This window comes from Ruoffia tabacinasalis, from assembly GCF_005864045.1.
Lineage (GTDB): Bacteria > Bacillota > Bacilli > Lactobacillales > Aerococcaceae > Ruoffia > Ruoffia tabacinasalis.
Genome location: NZ_VBSP01000007.1, coordinates 51,301 through 66,699 on the forward strand (window position 1 = coordinate 51,301; position 15,399 = coordinate 66,699).

The following is a 15,399-nucleotide window of genomic DNA, read 5'->3' on the forward strand; positions in this document are numbered from 1 at the left end:
TTATGGAACATATCTTTAGAGAAGGAAAAGCAAACCATCCTGTATTCATTATGTTGCATGGAACGGGTGGAAATGAAACAAATTTACTACCCTTAGGTGAGATTTTAGATCCTGAGGCAGCAATCTTAGCCATCCGTGGAGATGTTGTAGAGAATGGCATGTTACGCTACTTTAAACGTAAAGAAGAAGGCGTATATGATGTTGAAGACTTAAATCAACGCGGAGAAGCTTTACATCAGTTTATCGTTGAATCGAGTAAAGAATATAACTTTAATTTAGATGATGCAGTCTTTGTTGGCTTTTCAAACGGATCAAACATTGCAATGAATATCTTATTAAGAGAAGACAGTCAAGTGAATAAAGGGACACTCTTTGCACCAATGTATCCAGTGGACGTGTCTCATAATACAAAAGATATGAAAGATGTTTCAATTTATTTATCAATGGGAGAAAATGATCCCATCGTTTCGTTAAATGATAGCGAGAATGTTGTTGATATCTTCGAGACACGCGGCGCAGAAGTCACAACGTTTTGGGTAAATTCCCATGAGTTAAATGGTGAAACAGCTATGCAAGCAAAAGCTTGGTTAAATAAAGTTTTTAAATAATATAATAAAAGAGGGACGAGATCATAATAGAACTCGTTCCTCTGTTTGTTTGTGAATAAATTTGCTTTGAACTAAGTGAAATATCTGTTCAATGATAAAGAACAGCAAGATAGATACTAAAATTGAGCCCGGATAATAAAAGATAATAGGTACGGAAGAAAAGATGGGTTTATCTCTAAGATAAAAGTAATTACCATTAACAATTGGATTAAATAACGCCACGAAGACAAAGTATACTAAAAACAATAGAATGACACGCTTACGTGCGGATGCATAAACTTTATAGTTATAGGCAATCATACCGTAGAAGGGTAGTAGCAATGTAATAACATGATTCGTTAAAAAACTTACCCCTCTAGGATGCGTAATCGGTTCAATGTTTGATGGTACTAAGAAACTTAACCAAGCAAACACTGAGAAATAGGCAACGATGTTAAATAATTTTTCAGATTTAGTAAATAAGAAAATGATACCTAGAATGGTATTAATCCGACTAATGTGGAAGGGTAAGGATTCTTGTAATGTAAATTCACCGAGTAGGACATAAGAACCGTATAATAAAATTTGTTGAAGGATTGAAATAGTCACAATGTATTTTGAAATAGTATTGCGGTGGTCTCTAACATACGATTGATTCATAAATAAGAGGCAGGTAAAGAAAATTAAAACAGCAATATATAATAAATGATTCGGACCAAGAATTTGAATATATTCCATGTTAGTTACTTACCTCACTTTATAATATATTAGTTATAAAAAAATAGTTTAATATGCATTCATTTTAAGAATCTCATTTCTTTTTGTCAAACTTATTTTTCATTTGTACTTTTAGATAGATATCGGTAAAATTAAATAAAAAGTATAAGGAGTTGTGAATCAGTGTTCCTAGAAGAATTGATTCAAATTGTTAGCCCACCCATTATTCATATATTAGAATTAATCGGAATTTTTATTATTTTTTTTCGGTAGTTTAAAGGTACTTTGGATTTTTATGAAATCTGGCTTTAACTTTCATGATAAGGCGATTACGATTACTTTAGGTGAAGTCCTCGCTTTGAGTTTACAGTTTAAACTTGGGGCAGAGGTTATTAAGACGGTCGTTATTCGAGATTTCCAAGAACTGATTGTATTAACCGTAGTTGTAATTCTAAGAATAGTTCTAAGTTTTGTCGTTCACTGGGAAGTAAAGAACGCGAATATGGAAGAACGCGAGCGTTTAATGACCGATTCAGATAGTTTCGATTAATCAGCACTTATTATATACATACAAATACACCTTATTATTCAATATTCTTACTCATTTGAATAATAAGGTGTATTTATGTAAATGTTACTAATCTAAATTAAATTCATCTTTGAAAAATTCTTCGCGTTTTTCAAAACTAACTTCTTCGTGGATTTCATGTAACATCCAAATGTAATTTGAGTTATCCAAGAACATTCCATTAGTTACACCCATCTTAGGCATATGCATAAGTTCTTGAATGACAGAAGCGCCATTATCAATTGCATTTTGGAACGTGTCTTTAATGTTAGGTACCATCACATTGAACCATAAAGTTTTAGGATCATCTTCTGTAGGTGCTAATAAATTATACTCAGCATTAGCATCTAAAAGATGGAAGCGAGTGCCGTATAAAGTAAACACTGCTTCGTTTAAACCTGTAGGGAAACTTGTTTTTTCAATGACTTCTAATGCATCAGCAAAGATTGCTTGATACATTTCAAGTGCTTTTAGTGAGTCTTCAACAACGAAATCAATCTCTACGCCTGTAATCATCTATTTGTTCTCGCTTTGATCATTACTGAAGTAATCAGCTACAACCGTCGCCATTGCACGGGCAGCAATCATCATTGAGCCTTCTTCGATATCGAATTTAGGATGGTGATGTGGGAAAGCTTCTTTATCTACTGGGGCTGCACCAACATAGAAGAAAGAACTTGGAACTTCTTTAGCGTAGTAAGCGAAGTCTTCTGATGGAGACATTGGTCCTGCTTTAACAACTTCTGTAACATCTTCAAGATTAGCTTCAGATAAAACTGCACCAATGTGTTCTGTTAATTCTGGATCATTGTATAGAACAGGATAGTCATTTGCGTAGTCAAGTTCGCAAGTGACGTTGTACATAACTTCAAGCCCCTTAATGATACGTTTTACTTCGTCTTCTATTTTTTTACGTACTTCTTCAGACATACCACGAACGTCACCTTCAAGGACTACTGAATCTTTAATAGCGTTGAACGACCCTTTACCGTCGAAAGAACCGATGGTTACAACACCTGTATCGAATGGACTTAAACGACGTGAAACAACTGTTTGTATCGCTGTAACAAAGTAACTAGCCGCAACAATCGCGTCATTCGCTTCGTGAGGACTTGAACCATGTCCACCAACACCTTGTACTTTAAGAACAAATTTCGCACGACCATTTTGTGCTTCACCTGGGACATAATGAATTTCTCCATATGGTTTGTTAGACATCACATGGATACCAAAGGCATTATCAACACCGTCTAAGACACCATCTTTAATCATACCGATAGCCCCTCCGGGTGGAACTTCCTCAGCATCTTGATGAATAATAACAATCTTACCTTCGAACTCATCTTTTAATTCGATTAAAGCATCAGCTACGATAAGCATGTAAGCAGTATGGGCATCATGTCCACATGCATGCATCACACCTGGGTTTTTAGAGGCAAAGGGTAAACCAGTGGCTTCTTCGATAGGTAGTGCATCAAAATCAGCACGGATAGCTAACGTTTTACCTGGTTTACCAGAATCAATCGTTACTTTAACCCCGTGATTACCAACATTTGTTTGAACATCTACATCTTTATCTTTGTAAAAGTCCGCGATGTATTTAGAAGTATTCACTTCTTCAAAAGATAGTTCTGGATTTTCGTGTAAGTAGCGACGAATATCAATCATCTGATCTTTATTTTCTTCAATTTTTGCTAGTAATTTCTCTAACATTATTTCCCTCCTAAGGTTTTTCTTACTTAAATCATCCTATTCCTATTTCAGTATATTTTCAAGCTTTACCGCTTGTGTGTCCTTTATTGTTAGTCGATTAAAAATTGGCTATAATACAATTGAGAATGTGTAAAGACCGCTACTAAAATTTACACACGATATTTAAAAAACGCTTATACTACAGTGGGTTTTCTGAAAAAAACTAAGTTATAACGAACAATATGATTGTTTTATTAATGTTCGTGCGTAGAAGTATTGCAAGGTTTACTAGGTGTCTTATAATTAAAAAACAGACAGGAATTTATTAGAATCGAATATAAAGTGTGTAGCTGACAATATAAAAGCTGTAATAATACGATGGAGGTAGTTAAGAATGGCTGAAAAAAATTTAAAACAAACCCCACTTTTTGATTATTATGTTGAGAAAGGGTTAAAATTAACTGATTTTGGAGGCTGGGCGCTGCCAATCCAATTCACAAAAATTCAAGAAGAACATGATGCGGTGCGTCAAACGGTTGGGATTTTTGAAGTTTCTCATATGGGGGAAATTTTAATTAAAGGTTCAAATGTGCTTGAATGGTTTAATCAAATCATCACGAACGATACACAAAAGATTTCATTAAACGACGCACAGTATACTGCCATCGTGAATGAGAATGGCTATACTTTAGATGATTTGATTTATTATTATGTTGCAGAGAATACATTATTTGTCACTCCCAATGCTGGAAATAAAGACAAAATTCTAGCATGGTTAAATGAGCATAATTCCGATAACACAGTAGAGATCGTCGATCAATCAGCAGAATACGGATTGATTGCGGTTCAAGGTCCAAATTCTGAAAAAGTATTAAAGGAAATTGCAGCACCTAAAGTGTTAGAATTAAATAATTTCCAAATGTTCAGTCAACAAACTATTGCGGGTGTTGATTCAGTGCGTATTTCTAAGACAGGTTACACAGGTGAATTGGGTTATGAATTATATATTCCATGGTCAGAGACAGCCGAAGTTTGGGAGACGTTGCTTAACGTAGGTGAGTCTTATGGACTGAAAGAATGTGGTCTAGGAGCAAGAGACACTTTACGACTTGAAGCTGGTATGGCTTTATACGGCAATGATCTTAGCGAAGAAATTACACCGATAGAAGGTGGGATTGCTTTTGCAGTTGATTTAAATAAGGAGAACTTTATTGGTAAGGAAGCCCTTGAGACAGTGATGAACGATCCGAATCGTTATATGTCTCGTGGCTTTGAACTTACTGGAAAAGGGATTGCCCGCCAAGGATTTAAAATCTATGAATTAGAAGAAAGTACGAAAGTCATTGGGGAAGTAACATCTGGAACAAAATCACCAACCTTTAAAAAAGCAATCGGTTTTGCACAAATTAGAAAACCATTTGCCAAAATAAACGATCGAATTTTTGTTGAGATTCGTAATAAACGCGTACCAGCGAAGATTACTAAAAAAGATTGGTTAAAAAATAAATAATTGGAGGAAGAAAAATGGATAAAAATACATTATTTTACACAGAAGATCACGAATGGGTTCAAGTATTAGATGACAATACTGTTCGTATCGGAATTACAGATTACGCTGTAGAACAATTAGGGGACATCGTTTATGTTGAAGTACCCGAGATGGATGAGGAATATGATCTAGAAGAAGCATTCGCAAACATTGAATCAGTGAAATCTACGTCAGAAATTTATGCACCAATTGCTGGGAAAGTAACTGCAGTGAATGAAACTTTAGAAGATGAACCTGAGAATGTTAACGAAGACCCTTATGAATTAGGGTGGATTTGTGAATTAACAAGTGAATCAGCTATTGATACATCTCATTTAATATCATTAGAACAATATACTGAATTTGTAGAAGATTAAGTTTATTTTCAATCCAGTAATCAGAATGAATGTTTAAATGTGAGAGGATGAATGAGTTGAAAAAATTTCGTTATTTACCTCATACAGAGGAAGACAGAGAAAAAATGTTAAATACCATTGGCGTTAAGTCAGTGGATGAATTATATGAAGACGTCCCAAAAGCAGTTAGAACCCAGGAAAGAATGGATCTACCTAAAGAGTTAAGTGAATTTGAACTACTTAAACACGCTCGTGAGCTAGCTAGTAAGAACACAAATGCTACTCAGATGCCTTACTTTATTGGGGCAGGGACGTATGACCATTATATTCCTTCTATTGTCCAAGCGATAATATCTAGACAAGAATTTCTAACAGCATACGTTCCGTATCAGCCTGAAATTAGCCAAGGAGAGCTACAGGCTTTATTTGAGTGGCAATCTATGATTGCAGAGTTGACTCAGATGGAAGTGGCAAACTGTGGGATGTATGACGGATATAATGCTATTGCTGAAGCAGCGAATTTAGCAATAAGTTCTGTAAGAAAATCATCAAAAATCTTAATATCTCAAGGGGTGAACCCACAGGGGATTGATGTCTTAAACACATATGGCTTTGGTAAGGAATATGAAGTGAATGAAATTCCTTTAGCAAATGATGTGACAGATATTGAAAAGCTTAAAGAGCAATTAGATGACTCCGTTGCTGCTGTTATTATTCAATACCCTAATTTCCTTGGATCGATTGAAGATCTGAAAGAAATTAAAGCAGCCATGAGTGATACAAAAGCGTTACTTATTGTATCAGCAAATCCGCTTGCTTTAGGTGTTCTAGAAGCACCAGGTAATTTAGGTGCAGATATTGTTGTTGGGGACGTGCAACCATTTGGTATACCAATGTCATACGGTGGACCTCACTGTGGTTACTTTGCGACAACAAAGAAATTAATGCGTAAAATACCTAGCCGTATCGTCGGCCAAACGGAAGATGAGAATGGCGAACGTGGTTTTGTTATGACTTTAGCTACACGTGAACAACATATTCGTCGTGAGAAAGCGACAAGTAATTACAGTTCAAATCAAGCTTTATATGCTTTAGCTTCAGCCATAGCTATCTCTGCTTTAGGTCGAGAAGGCATTGTCGAGATGGCTAAGCAAAATATTAATAAAGCTCATTATTTAAAAGACCAATTAGAAGCGCAAGGCTTCAAAGTTCTTAATCAAGTGCCTTTCTTCAATGAGTTTGTAATTCAATTAGAGCAACCTGTTAAAGAAGTTAACTTGGCATTACACCAACTAGGCTTTGTTGGTGGTTATGATGCGACTCGCTCAACAGGTATTGAGAATTCTTACTTATTATGTGCAACGGAGAAACGCTCGAAGTCAGAAATTGATGCTTTTGTATCGAGTTTAGTAGAGGTGACACGTCATGCTTAAAGAATATAATGAAATAATATTTGAAATTTCTCAACCTGGTCATATCAGTTATGATTTACCAGAGAACGATGTCCCAACGTATGATCTAACTAAAGATTTACCTAAATATTTAAATCGACAAGAAGTAGCAAAATTACCAGAAGTGTCAGAATTGCAACTGGTAAGACACTATACAGCCTTATCGAATAAAAACTTCGGTATTGAGTCTGGACCATATCCGCTTGGGTCATGTACGATGAAATATAACCCAAAAGTGAATGAGACGATTGCTGCTTTAGACGGATTCAGTCAAATTCACCCTCAACAAGAACCAGAGACAGCTCAAGGAGCCTTAGAATTATTGCATAACTTACAAGAATACCTTGCGGAAATTACAGGGATGGATCATATTTCTCTTCAACCTGCCGCTGGAGCTCATGGAGAATTAGCTGCAATATTGATGTTTAAAGCTTTTCATGAAGCGAACGGTGAAGGTGAGCAACGTAAGAATATTATTGTTCCAGACTCTGCTCATGGGACGAACCCTGCGACAGCAACGGTTGCTGGCTATGAAACGTTTGAAATCCCTTCAACTAAAGAAGGCATTATAGATATTGAAGCATTGAAACAAGTAGTCAATGAAGAGACGGCGGGTATTATGTTAACGAATCCTAATACAGCAGGTTTATATGAACGTGATATTCAAGAAATTGTAGACATTGTTCATGAAGTAGGTGGCTTAGCATATTACGATGGTGCTAATTCAAACGCGATTATGGGAATATCTAATCCAGGTGCAATGGGCTTTGATGCTGTTCACTTGAATTTACATAAGACCTTTACAGGACCTCACGGTGGTGGTGGTCCAGGATCAGGACCTATCGGTGTGAAAGCAAACTTAGAAGCTTTCTTACCTGTGCCTAGAATTGAAAAAGTAGACGAGCATTACATTATTAATTCTGACTATCCTCAAAGTATTGGTCGAATTAAAGGTAACTTTGGAAACTTTGGTGTGAATGTCCGTGCTTATTCTTATATTAGAACCATGGGTGCAGATGGTCTAACGCAAGTGTCTAAAGATGCCGTCTTGAATTCTAATTACTTGAAAGCACGTATTAAAGAATATTACGACGTTCCTTTTGCCCAACATTGTATGCATGAATTTGTTGTGAGTTGTAAAAGACAAAAAGTTGAGCATAATGTCAATGCGAAAGATATTGGGAAACGTTTGTTAGACTATGGTATTCATTCACCAACGACATACTTCCCACTAATTGTAGAAGAATGTCTGATGATAGAACCGACTGAAACGGAATCAATCCGTGAATTAGACCAAATTGCAGATGCTCTTATTTCAATTTCAAAAGAAATTATGGAAGATCCAGAAATGGTTAAACAAGCACCACACTTAACATCAGTTAGAAGATTAGATGAGACAATCGCTGCGCGTAAGCCAGTGTTAACTTATCAAGCGGGTCTTCAATAATAAATAATAAAGTTTGACGGCAGATATTTATTTTCTGTCGTCTTTTTCATTTCAAAATATAAGCTAAAAAAATATATATTGAAATGATGGGACAAAAGAGCATAAAATCAAGCTTTATCATGGTATCGAAGCCAATACTATGGTAAATTAATTGATAAGTAGATTTAATTACTTAAACAAAATTAATGACGATGATTACATAATAAGAGGTGGATGGATGTCGATTCGATTAGCAACACAAAGTGATTTTGATATCATTATGGACAATTATAGAGTGATGACCGAATATCCGGGGCAAGTAGAGGCTGGGGCAGGTTGGGTACTTGGTATTTATCCTGATGAAACAATGATTCAAGAAGCGATTAATCTTAAACAATATTATGTTTTTGAACTAGAAGACAAAATCTGTGGTGGAATGATTATTAATGAAGCCTATACAGAAGGTTACGAAAAGGTAAGCTGGCAAATACAAGCCGATGAAGGCGAATTCATATCGATACACGCTCTAGGCGTCATGCCTAATGCAAGAGGCAAAGGTATCGCAAAAGCATTAGTGCAATTTGCCCAAGCTTACGGGAATAAACGCAATTATAAAGCCATTCGCATTGATGTTTACGGAGTAAATAGAGCTGGGAAGAAATTATATCCAGCAACTGGCTTTGTTTTGGTTGATACCATTGAACTGTATTACGAAGATACAGGTTTAGCAGAATACTTAATGTATGAGTACATCATTTAGGAGGAATTTATTTATGGAAATTACTATTTGGTCGGATTTTGTTTGTCCTTTTTGCTACATTGCTGAGGAGCACTTAAACCGAGCTTTAAGTACTTTTTCTGAGAAGGACGATGTGACTATTGAATATAAAAGTTTTCAACTAGATCCAATGGGAACTTATCAACCTGAATTAAACTATTATGAAACCTTTGCGAAATTAAAAGGCATGCCAATGGATAAAGTCACACAAATGATGGACAGTGTCAAGAACATGGCAACTGAAGCTGGTTTAACAATGAATTATGACGATGCAAAGTACTCAAACACGTTAAAAGCTCACCGAGTCTTCCAGTATGCAAAAGAAGAAGGACGAGGGAACGATTATTTCCATCGCTTTTATCGAGCGCATTTCGTCGAAGGTTTGAATATAGAAGATAATGAAGTCATTGAAAAACTCAGTCAAGAACTAGAACTAAACTTAGCTGATGTTCAATCGATTCTTAATGATAGTCAAACTAATCATCAAAAAGTCCAAGATGATATTGCTACAGCGGGCTCGATTGGTGTTCAAGGGGTTCCATTCTTTGTGTTTAATAATAAATATGCTGTTTCAGGGGCTCAGCCAATTGAAGTTTTCAAAAATATCCTTGAACAAGTTGCAACTGAGTCATAAAATGAAGTATATATTTATAGGAGGTGGATGTATTGGAAAAAATTAGACAATTGCCTAAACGATATGTGATTACTGCCATCGTAGCTCTTTTAATTTTACTAATTTATTTTGTGGGTGCATTTTACTTTAAATCTCATTTTTTGCCTCGCTCTTATGCAGGACCAGTAGAAATTAGTCAAATGACACCACAACAAGCGACCGAAACGGTGGAGCAGAACCTTGAGTCAAAAACTTTGATTTTTAATGAAAATGAAAATAATATTGGCTACATCGAAATGAACCAAATTGGTATGTCTGCTGAAGTAGATGAACTTATGGGGCAAGCCATTCAAAATCAGAATGGCTGGAGTTGGCCAATTGCCTTCTTCAATGGCGATAAAGTCGTTAATATTCAAGATCAGATTCAAATTGATGAGAATATTGTAGCTGGCTTGGTTCCTAGTCTTGGAATTAAAAATGAAGAAAGAGAACCAACCGTTGATGCTCAATTAGTGAAGAATGCCAATGGTGAAATAAGTGTTGCAGAAGAAACATACGGAAACCAAGTTACTTCGGATAGTTTAGCTCAAGCGATTGTTCAGTCAGTGGGAACAGGAGCGGGGCAGTTAAATATCGAAGACGCCTATGTTAAACCAACAGAATTAACTGAAAGTGAGAGCTTGATTCAAAGAGCAGATATCATTGAACAAATGAAAAGTACATCTATTACATTGGAATTCGACGGAAACTCTGTTACAATCCCGCAAGGGCAAATTAACGCTTGGATTTATTTAGATGAGGATAATAACCCACAAGTGGATCAAGAAGCTGTGGAGGAATATATTCTTTCACTAAATGAACAATATGCAGGTTTATTCTTACCTCGTAATTTTAATAGTACTTATCAAGGAGAAGTTCAAGTACAACCTGGTACTTATGGTTGGTTTATCGATCGTTATGATGAAGCAGAGTTGATTGTTCAAGATATACATAACGGAGCTCAAGTCACTAGAGAACCTGTGATCGGTGGAAGTGGTTACGGTATGGGAGATTATGTCGGAGAGGATTATGTTGAAGTCGATATTGCATATCAAATGATGTTTATTTACCGTGATGGACAACTCGTATTAGACACACCCATTGTTTCAGGAATCATTGGGGCAGAAACAGTTCCAGGCGCGTATCAAGTTTGGAATATGGAACAAGATACGAACTTAGTTGGCTACAATACAATTACTGAACAAGATTATGTTCAACCTGTGTCATATTGGATTGCTTTTGATGACCAAGCGCAAGGTATTCATGATGCCTCATGGCAGTCATCTTTCGGTGGGAATGCGTACCAAACAGCCGGATCACTTGGTTGTATTAATACGCCGCCCGGAATGATGGGGCAAGTATTTGAATTAGTTGAATATGGTATGCCAGTCATTATTTTTTAAATCTAGACTATAAAAAGAAATCGGGCTATCTTTAGTTTTCACTAAGGATAGCCCGATTTTTTGTTGTTATGTCATTATAGATGTTCGTTACCAAGTTGTTCATCTTCATCATGATACTCAATATAACGTTCTTTGTAGATACGTATAATGCTATTGAGTTTCACTAAAGACTCTTCATAATTATAAGTTGCTGATAAGATATGAATAACCCCATTACTATCATTATCATAGCTCGTATCGGCTTCCAGTTCATCCCAAGCTTGATCAAAGAATCGCTTCATAAATTCTAATTTAAAATCTTTTTGAGAATGAATAAAATTCACTTCTGATGCTGAAACTCGACCACTAAATTTAAGTAAAATTTGTTCGTGCCCAACCATTAATGTTTCAATGTGTTCGCGGAGCATTATTCTTAAATCTACTGGGAAACTTTGAAAGACGTGATCATTCGAATGAAGGGCATCAAGTAAATCAATGACTGATTTAGTTGTTTTAATCATTTGACGATAAATAACTAATCGTCTTGCTTTACCCATTCTCTCTGTCTTAGAGAATGTTACTTCATTATTCATTAAATCAAATAGAGTTGTTAGAGTAGAATATTCTTTTCTTGCCCATTGGATATCTCGATGTAGAATCGAGAAAGTGACATTCTTTCTGAGTGTCGCACGAATGAATATTAAAACTTCATTCGTCAAATTGACCAGAGTTGAGTAGAAAGGTTTGTCATGTTGCGGAGGGTAGACTAACCAATTAATAATGAAAGAAACAATCACCCCAATCGTTGTTTCTAACACACGGTATAGTGCAGCTAGATAATAATTGTCTGAAGTCGTTAACATTACTGCTACAAGTGTGATAACTGCTAATGTTAACACATCTGATAAGTTTAAGGCATTTAATACTGCAATCGTAACTATGGCAGCAATACCGATGGCTACAGGGTTACTCCCGATGGCAAAAAGCATGAAGACCGCAACGAGACCACCGATGATGTTACTTACTAATCGACGAGTAAACATGTCGAAAGATTTTCTTACTGATGGCATCGTTGTTGTAACTGCGGCAATCGCTGCAAGCGCTGCACTGTTATCAGGAATCAGTAGTATAGATAAATATGTCGCAAGTGAAATCGCTAGTCCTGTTTTTAAGACCCGCGCGCCAATTTTCATTTTTTTATTCTCCTAATGTAGATTTTAATTAACTTAATAGTACTTGATTTTCAGAAATATTCAAGATATAAGGTCCAATAATAATAGAGAATATTGTATTAAAGAACGATAGATTAGTAAAGGGTATTTGGACTACAATTAGATTACAAAAACAATAAATTTCTATAAATAAATACGCCCAGATTAATTCGCGTTAACTGGGCGCATAAATATGATAATGATTAAAAAATGTAATTAATAAGTTAAGCCAATTGTTTTTTCGACACGACTCAATGTAGACTCAGCGATAGCAGAAGCTCGTTTCGCTCCGTCTTGTAAGATATCGTCTAAATCTGAACTTGTTAATAGTGATTCATAACGTTCTTGGATAGGTTCTAGCGTTGAAACAACTAAGTCAGCTAGATCACCTTTGAAGTTACCATAGCCTTGGCAACTATAATCAGAAACGATTGAGTCAATAGATTTTCCACTGAAGCTTGCGTAGATTTGTAATAAGTTCGCTACAGCAGGTTGATTTTCTTTATCATAGTTCACTTCACCAATAGAATCCGTTACGGCACTCTTAATTTTCTTAGTGATTTGTTTTGGTGTATCTAACATAGATACAAATGATTTTGTATTTGTATCTGACTTACTCATCTTGCTTGTTGGATCTTGCAAGCTCATAATACGTCCGCCTTCTTCAGGTATAAGTGGTTCAGGTTTAACTAATAGATCATCATTATAGCGAGAATTAAAGCGGTCAACAAAGTTACGTGTTAATTCTAAATGTTGCTTTTGATCGTCTCCGACTGGAACAAAATTAGCATCATATAAGACAATATCTCCAACCATTAATGTTGGGTAAGCTAATAAACCAGCATTAACAGCTTCTTGCTTTCTAGCTTTATCTTTAAATTGAGTCATACGTTCTAACTCACCTAAACCAGTCATACATTGAATAATCCATGCCATTTGAGCATGAGCAGGGACATCAGATTGAACGAATAGAATCGCTTTTTTTGTATCAATACCAATGGCTAAGTATAAAGCAGCCAATTGACGTGTCATTTGTTTTAATATTTTTGGATCTTGTGGTACTGTGATGGCATGCTGATTAACGATAGAATAGATAGCGTCGTAAGAATCTTGTAAGTCAACAAAGCCTTTCATAGCACCAATATAATTACCAATTGTGGGGATTCCCGAAGGTTGCACTCCAGAAAAAACTTTTTCTTTCATAAAAATACCTCTTTTCAAATATTAAATATTTCTTAAATTATATTAGCATTATAACGTATTTATTGACAAAGAACAAAAATAAAAAATCTTAATGACCTGTAAATCTTAGTGTGTTAATGAATAATGACTTTGTGAATTAATGATGAATTCTTAATATAGTCTAAAGAGATGATTAGAAGTAAGATTGATTTTTTCATTTGAAAATGCTATACTATTAAACATAAAGCAATACAGATTGTGAAAACATACTTCATTAAAAGTATAACACTATTGTTTTTGTATCACTTTATTATTTCACAAAAGAGCTGCTAACGTACTAAACAGGAGCCGCAAAGTTTTAGCTAACTTTGTCAAAATTGAAAGGAGCAACTATATTATGGTTACTTTATACATCACTCCAAGCTGTACCTCATGTCGAAAAGCTCGCACATGGTTAGAAGAAAATGAAATTCCTTATGAGGAGCGTAATATTTTTACTGAACCATTATCAATCACAGAAATTAAGTCAATTTTACGAATGACAGAAAATGGGACAGAGGATATTGTTTCTACTCGTTCAAAAGCATATTCTGAATTAGATGTAGAATTAAGTGAGATTCCTTTAAATGATTTCTTCGAAATGATTCAAGAGCAACCTGGGCTGTTGCGTAGACCAATTATCATTGATGATAAAAGACTACAAATTGGATACAATGAAGATGAAATTCGTCGTTTCTTACCACGTGCAGTTCGTGCATTAGAATTACAAAAAGCACGCGCATTGGTTAACGAATAAAAACCATTTTTTATTATAACTATGACCGATTATTTATTAATCGGTTTTTTTGTCTTTTTTACTTGAAACATGACATTCTGATTGGTATGATAACGTAACACTAATGATTTGTGTATTGCTAGATTATTCGTATAATAGATGTAAGAAGATCTAAGGAGGTGTACGGATATGGAAATGGAACACATTAATGAAAATTTAATTAAAGTGTCAATTAGACAGGAAGACTTGGAAGAGCGAGGAATTGATTTCCTAGATTTAGTTGGTGATCAAAAGACGATTGAAAGATTTTTCTACTCAATTTTAGAAGAGGTAGATGTTGATAAGCACTTTCAGGAATCAGAAGCTGTCACTTTCCAAGTAATGCCTAATAAAGAAGGTTTGGAATTATATATAAGCCGAACAAATTTTGATGAAATGGATGAAATATGGGAAGATGAATTAACTAAACATCTCATAGAGCGTAAACGAGAAATGAATGAAAATGAATCAAATAAAGATGATAATAAAAAAGAGAAGACAATCTTAGATTTATTTGAAAATGAAGAGAGTATTCAAGAAACTGAAGATGTAAAATCAGTTGAAGGTGAAATTATTAAATTTGCTGACTTAGAGGATTTTCTTAAGTTATCGAGAGAAGTAACCACTGATTTGATTCATGCAGACTTTTATCATATGAATTCAAATTATTACTTAGTCATTAACTATGTTGATTCTTCAATTGTTGAAGAATACGCGTACAACAAACTTTTAACTATGTTTGAGTATGGTGAAAAAGTCAAAGTAACTGAAGCAATCCTTCAAGAACATGGAGACATGTTACGAAGCAAGGATGCATTGAAGTATTTTGGAGAAAATTTCTGATAATATTTATAAGAGCCAATGGAAAATTTCCGTTGGCTTTTTTTTAATGAAATTGTAATAATGGAAAAGCCTCTTTTTTATGTATTTTGATTTGTCAAATTAAGCTAGACAAAACAGCTTCATCTAAGTAACTCAAAAATACTTCCAACGGTGTTTGGTAGTGCAAGGATTTCCGTGGAATCGTGTTCCGTTTGTGTGCAATCGATGACACA

Annotated in this window: 15 protein-coding genes and 2 pseudogenes; 11 read left to right on the plus strand and 6 right to left on the minus strand. The window is 35.1% G+C overall.

The features are described from left to right. The first annotated feature begins 2 nt into the window (after positions 1-2). Positions 3-608, plus strand: a complete 606-nt coding sequence (locus FEZ33_RS03485) for an alpha/beta hydrolase (protein WP_138404009.1) — start codon at positions 3-5, stop codon at positions 606-608. A 21-nt stretch (positions 609-629) separates the two neighbouring features. Here FEZ33_RS03485 and FEZ33_RS03490 read toward each other — a convergent pair whose 3' ends face one another. Beyond that, a complete protein-coding gene (locus tag FEZ33_RS03490) occupies positions 630-1,325 on the minus strand; it encodes a YwaF family protein (protein WP_138404010.1) in 696 nt (231 codons plus the stop codon). Between the two features lie 262 nt (positions 1,326-1,587). Between FEZ33_RS03490 and FEZ33_RS03495 the strand changes: the two are divergent. Then, positions 1,588-1,854: pseudogene (locus FEZ33_RS03495) on the plus strand (DUF1622 domain-containing protein); the annotation flags it as partial. Positions 1,855-1,941: 87 nt separating this feature from the next. Here FEZ33_RS03495 and FEZ33_RS03500 read toward each other — a convergent pair. Together FEZ33_RS03500 and FEZ33_RS03505 are read right to left on the minus strand one after the other, a co-directional pair. Continuing rightward, entirely contained in the window at positions 1,942-2,388 is a 447-nt protein-coding gene (locus tag FEZ33_RS03500) for a VOC family protein (RefSeq protein WP_138404012.1), read from the minus strand. Then, the gene (locus FEZ33_RS03505) at positions 2,389-3,585 is read right to left on the minus strand and encodes a M20 family metallopeptidase (protein ID WP_138404013.1); all 1,197 of its coding nucleotides are present in this window, start codon (positions 3,583-3,585) and stop codon (positions 2,389-2,391) included. It abuts the gene before it with no gap. Positions 3,586-3,958: 373 nt separating this feature from the next. On the opposite strand from FEZ33_RS03505, the gene gcvT reads away from it, so the two are divergent. From gcvT to FEZ33_RS03540, 7 genes are all read left to right on the plus strand, one after another. Beyond that, positions 3,959-5,074 (plus strand): glycine cleavage system aminomethyltransferase GcvT, encoded by a 1,116-nt coding sequence (gene gcvT, locus FEZ33_RS03510; protein ID WP_138404014.1) that lies wholly within the window; start codon positions 3,959-3,961, stop codon positions 5,072-5,074. Positions 5,075-5,088: 14 nt separating this feature from the next. Then, positions 5,089-5,469, plus strand: a complete 381-nt coding sequence (gene gcvH / locus FEZ33_RS03515) for a glycine cleavage system protein GcvH (protein ID WP_138404015.1) — start codon at positions 5,089-5,091, stop codon at positions 5,467-5,469. A gap of 56 nt (positions 5,470-5,525) precedes the next feature. After that, positions 5,526-6,881, plus strand: coding sequence for an aminomethyl-transferring glycine dehydrogenase subunit GcvPA (gcvPA, locus tag FEZ33_RS03520; protein WP_138404016.1), 1,356 nt, complete (start codon positions 5,526-5,528; stop codon positions 6,879-6,881). Then, positions 6,874-8,346 (plus strand): aminomethyl-transferring glycine dehydrogenase subunit GcvPB, encoded by a 1,473-nt coding sequence (gcvPB, locus tag FEZ33_RS03525; protein ID WP_138404017.1) that lies wholly within the window; start codon positions 6,874-6,876, stop codon positions 8,344-8,346. Before gcvPA ends, gcvPB begins: the two co-directional genes overlap by 8 nt. A 217-nt stretch (positions 8,347-8,563) precedes the next feature. Then, the gene (locus tag FEZ33_RS03530; RefSeq protein ID WP_138404018.1) at positions 8,564-9,085 is read left to right on the plus strand and encodes a GNAT family N-acetyltransferase; all 522 of its coding nucleotides are present in this window, start codon (positions 8,564-8,566) and stop codon (positions 9,083-9,085) included. Between the two features lie 13 nt (positions 9,086-9,098). Further along, positions 9,099-9,737 carry a DsbA family oxidoreductase gene (locus FEZ33_RS03535; protein WP_138404019.1) on the plus strand — a complete coding sequence of 213 codons (639 nt, stop codon included), beginning with the start codon at positions 9,099-9,101 and terminating at the stop codon, positions 9,735-9,737. A 32-nt stretch (positions 9,738-9,769) separates the two neighbouring features. Beyond that, positions 9,770-11,158, plus strand: coding sequence for a L,D-transpeptidase family protein (locus tag FEZ33_RS03540; RefSeq protein ID WP_138404020.1), 1,389 nt, complete (start codon positions 9,770-9,772; stop codon positions 11,156-11,158). Positions 11,159-11,232: 74 nt separating this feature from the next. Here the strand turns inward: FEZ33_RS03540 and FEZ33_RS03545 are convergent, their stop codons facing one another. Continuing rightward, positions 11,233-12,330, minus strand: a complete 1,098-nt coding sequence (locus FEZ33_RS03545; protein WP_138404021.1) for an FUSC family protein — start codon at positions 12,328-12,330, stop codon at positions 11,233-11,235. Between the two features lie 234 nt (positions 12,331-12,564). Beyond that, a complete protein-coding gene (trpS, locus tag FEZ33_RS03550; protein ID WP_138404022.1) occupies positions 12,565-13,551 on the minus strand; it encodes a tryptophan--tRNA ligase in 987 nt (328 codons plus the stop codon). A 376-nt stretch (positions 13,552-13,927) separates the two neighbouring features. Between trpS and spxA the strand changes: the two genes are divergently transcribed. Together spxA and FEZ33_RS03560 are read left to right on the plus strand one after the other, a co-directional pair. Next, on the plus strand, positions 13,928-14,326 hold the full coding sequence (gene spxA, locus FEZ33_RS03555) for a transcriptional regulator SpxA (protein WP_138404023.1): 399 nt from the start codon (positions 13,928-13,930) through the stop codon (positions 14,324-14,326). Between the two features lie 168 nt (positions 14,327-14,494). Further along, on the plus strand, positions 14,495-15,187 hold the full coding sequence (locus FEZ33_RS03560) for an adaptor protein MecA (RefSeq protein ID WP_138404024.1): 693 nt from the start codon (positions 14,495-14,497) through the stop codon (positions 15,185-15,187). Positions 15,188-15,281: 94 nt separating this feature from the next. Here the strand turns inward: FEZ33_RS03560 and FEZ33_RS03565 are convergent. Further along, positions 15,282-15,399: pseudogene (locus FEZ33_RS03565) on the minus strand (IS30 family transposase); the annotation flags it as partial.

What these genes read in the sequence shown, in the direction of transcription:
- FEZ33_RS03485 (WP_138404009.1), top strand. Translation starts at nt 3, where the DNA reads ATGGAACATATCTTTAGAGAAGGAAAAGCAAACCATCCTGTATTCATT.
- FEZ33_RS03490 (WP_138404010.1), bottom strand. Translation starts at nt 1,325, where the DNA reads ATGGAATATATTCAAATTCTTGGTCCGAATCATTTATTATATATTGCT.
- FEZ33_RS03500 (WP_138404012.1), bottom strand. Translation starts at nt 2,388, where the DNA reads ATGATTACAGGCGTAGAGATTGATTTCGTTGTTGAAGACTCACTAAAA.
- FEZ33_RS03505 (WP_138404013.1), bottom strand. Translation starts at nt 3,585, where the DNA reads ATGTTAGAGAAATTACTAGCAAAAATTGAAGAAAATAAAGATCAGATG.
- gcvT (WP_138404014.1), top strand. Translation starts at nt 3,959, where the DNA reads ATGGCTGAAAAAAATTTAAAACAAACCCCACTTTTTGATTATTATGTT.
- gcvH (WP_138404015.1), top strand. Translation starts at nt 5,089, where the DNA reads ATGGATAAAAATACATTATTTTACACAGAAGATCACGAATGGGTTCAA.
- gcvPB (WP_138404017.1), top strand. Translation starts at nt 6,874, where the DNA reads ATGCTTAAAGAATATAATGAAATAATATTTGAAATTTCTCAACCTGGT.
- FEZ33_RS03530 (WP_138404018.1), top strand. Translation starts at nt 8,564, where the DNA reads ATGTCGATTCGATTAGCAACACAAAGTGATTTTGATATCATTATGGAC.
- FEZ33_RS03535 (WP_138404019.1), top strand. Translation starts at nt 9,099, where the DNA reads ATGGAAATTACTATTTGGTCGGATTTTGTTTGTCCTTTTTGCTACATT.
- FEZ33_RS03545 (WP_138404021.1), bottom strand. Translation starts at nt 12,330, where the DNA reads ATGAAAATTGGCGCGCGGGTCTTAAAAACAGGACTAGCGATTTCACTT.
- trpS (WP_138404022.1), bottom strand. Translation starts at nt 13,551, where the DNA reads ATGAAAGAAAAAGTTTTTTCTGGAGTGCAACCTTCGGGAATCCCCACA.
- spxA (WP_138404023.1), top strand. Translation starts at nt 13,928, where the DNA reads ATGGTTACTTTATACATCACTCCAAGCTGTACCTCATGTCGAAAAGCT.
- FEZ33_RS03560 (WP_138404024.1), top strand. Translation starts at nt 14,495, where the DNA reads ATGGAAATGGAACACATTAATGAAAATTTAATTAAAGTGTCAATTAGA.